General features: G+C 66.2%; 2 protein-coding genes. Both read left to right on the top strand.

Annotated features, from left to right (window positions below):
• The first annotated feature begins 102 nt into the window (after positions 1-102).
• On the top strand, positions 103-1,725 hold the full coding sequence (gene istA / locus ACJH7A_RS30340) for an IS21 family transposase (RefSeq protein ID WP_115326215.1): 1,623 nt from the start codon (positions 103-105) through the stop codon (positions 1,723-1,725).
• 1 nt (position 1,726) lies between these two features.
• Positions 1,727-2,194: ATP-binding protein (locus ACJH7A_RS30335; RefSeq protein ID WP_406803310.1), on the top strand; the 468-nt coding region annotated here is incomplete at its 3' end.

Here is a 2,194-nt window from a genome sequence, read left to right as displayed (position 1 = left end):
CACCTGGATTGCCAGTTATGGGACCACCGGCGCGTCGCGTCGGTGGTCTTTTCATTTGTTCGTTCGATCGCCGTGACAGCTCAAGTCACGGAGGTCGCCGGCATGGCTTTTCGGGAGGTCAGTGTGAACGAGATCAGGGAAGTTCTGCGGGTGTGGCTGGGCGTGGCGGGGTTACCGGCGCCGGGGTACCGGACGATCGCCGCGCATTGCGGTGTGGATCGCAAAACGGTGCGCCGTTACGTCGAGGCCGCCCACGCGGCCGGTCTGCGCCGCGGCGACGACGCCGGCGCGATCGACGACGGTCTGATCGGGATGGTCGCCGAAGCGGTGCGCCCGGTTCGCCCCGATGGTCACGGCGCGGCGTGGGAGCAGTTATTGGGGTTCGAGGATCAGATCACCAAGTGGGTGGCCGGCTCTGGTGAGCAGCGGCCGTTGACAGTGACCAAGATCCACACTCTGCTGGGAAGGCAGGGCTGTGTGGTGCCGTATCGGACGTTGCACCGATTCGCCAGCCAGCGTTGCGGTTTCGGCCGCAAAGATCTCACGGTGCGGGTCGCTGATGGTGATCCCGGGGTGGAGTGCCAGGTCGACTTCGGCTATCTGGGGATGCTCACTGACGTCGATGATGGGCGCCGCCGCAAGGTGCATGCGCTGATCTTCACCGCGGTGTACTCCCGGCACATGTTTGTGTGGCTGTCCTACTCGCAGACTCTGGCCGCGGTGATCGCCGGCTGCGAGGCGGCCTGGGAGTTCTTCGGCGGCGTGTTCGCCGTGCTGATCCCCGACAACCTCAAACCGGTGATCGCCGCCGCCGATGCGGTCAACCCGCAGTTCAGCCAGGGCTGGCTGGACTACGCCGGGCATGTCGGGTTCCTGACCGACCCGGCGCGGGTGGCCTCGCCGAAGGACAAGCCGCGAGTGGAACGCGCCGTGCAGTACGTGCGCCGAAACTTCTGGGACGGTGAAACATTCACCAGCCTGGCCCATGCGCAGCAGGCGGCGACGGTGTGGTGTCGTGACACCGCGGGCACCCGCACACACGGCACCATCTGCGCTCGTCCGCTGGAGGTGTTCACCGCCGAGGAACAGTCCCGGCTGTTGCCGGTGCCAGGGGTTTATGACGTGCCGGTGTTCAAGACGGTCAAGGTGCACCGCGATTTCCACGCCGAGGTCGCCAAGGCGCTGTATTCGCTGCCCGAGTGCTGGATCGGTCAGTACCTGGACGTGCGGGCCGACACCGAGTTGGTGAAGTTCTATCGCCGCGGCGTGCTGGTCAAGGTCCATCCTCGCCAGCCGGCCGGTGGGCGCAGCACCGACCCCGCTGATCTGCCCGAACACAAGACCGGCTACGCGCTGCGCGATGTGACGACATTGATCGCCACCTGCGCCGCGCACGGCCCCAACGTCGGGATCTACGCCGAACGCATCCTCGATGACCGGCTGCCCTGGACGAAGATGCGCACCGTCTACCGGCTGCTGGGCCTGGTGCGCCGCTACGGCGCCGACCGGGTCGAACAGGCCTGCGCACTGTCGCTGGATCTTGATGTCGTCTCGGTGAACAAGATCGCCTCCATGCTCGAGCGTGCCACCGAGACCAGCACACCCGCGCTGCCGAAGGCCGTCCGCCACACCGCCACCCGCTTCGCCCGCGATCCATCCGAATTCAGCTCCACCCCAACACCATTGACCATCATCACGACCACCGTTGCCGAGGAGAACCGCTGACATGACCACCACCGCCCGTGGCGCCACCGACCCGATCGGCGCTGACCTGCTCCGACTGCTCAAGACCCTCAAACTCGGCGCGATGGCCGACACCCTGCCCGAACGCGCCGCTCTGGCCCGCCAACACAAACTCAGTCACATCGGGTTCCTGGAAACGCTGCTGGCCGACGAGGTCTCCCGACGCGAATCCCGCTCCGCCGCGTTGCGGGCGACCAAAGCCGGACTCGACCCCACCATGCGGTTTGATACCTGGACCGCACACGAGGACCTGCGCTATGACCGCACCCTGCTGGGGGATCTGACCTCACTGCGGTTCCTCGACGCCGGCCAGTCCGCGATCGTCCTCGGGCCCGTTGGTGTTGGCAAGACGCATCTGGCAACAGCATTGGGACACATGGCCATTCGACGCAGACACACCGTAGTCTTCGGCCGGGCCGACAAACTGTTCACCCGACTGCGCGCCGCAAGG

The organism is Mycobacterium sp. SMC-17 (assembly GCF_045310915.1).
Classification (GTDB): domain Bacteria; phylum Actinomycetota; class Actinomycetes; order Mycobacteriales; family Mycobacteriaceae; genus Mycobacterium.
This window is presented reverse-complemented; position numbering and strand designations above follow the sequence as displayed.